The sequence below is a fragment of the Lentzea indica genome (assembly GCF_012184385.1).
Lineage (GTDB): Bacteria > Actinomycetota > Actinomycetes > Mycobacteriales > Pseudonocardiaceae > Lentzea > Lentzea indica.
Window position 1 is genome coordinate 1 of the sequence record NZ_VSRL01000624.1, and the last position, 347, is coordinate 347.

Sequence of the window (347 nt, forward strand, 5' to 3'; positions counted from 1 at the left end):
GCGTGCACCATCCGGTCCATGCTCATGTCGACCAGGCCGCCCCAGCAGTAGTCGACGTGCGTGCCGGCGAGCTGCGGGAAGACCTCGACCATCGCCTTCTGCAGAATGCGCCCGCATTTCTCGTCCGACTGCGGGCTGGACATGGCGAACCGGGCACGGCCGCCGAACAGCAACCGGTGGTCCGGGGTGATCCGGAAGTAGTTCAAGAGGTTCTTGGAGTTCGACGCCATTCGCCGGTTGGGCAACAGCTCGTCGCAGACGTCCTCGCCCAGTGGTTCGGTCACGATGATGAAGCTGCCGACGGGGGCGATCCTGACATGCAGCCAGCGGAACGGCCGGCCGGTGTA

The 347-nt window shown here is 65.4% G+C and carries 1 protein-coding gene; it reads right to left on the minus strand.

Annotated features, from left to right (window positions below; genetic code table 11):
- Positions 1-284: FAD-dependent oxidoreductase (locus FXN61_RS50025; RefSeq protein WP_376770840.1), on the minus strand; the 284-nt coding region annotated here is incomplete at its 3' end.
- Positions 285-347: the final 63 nt, after the last annotated feature.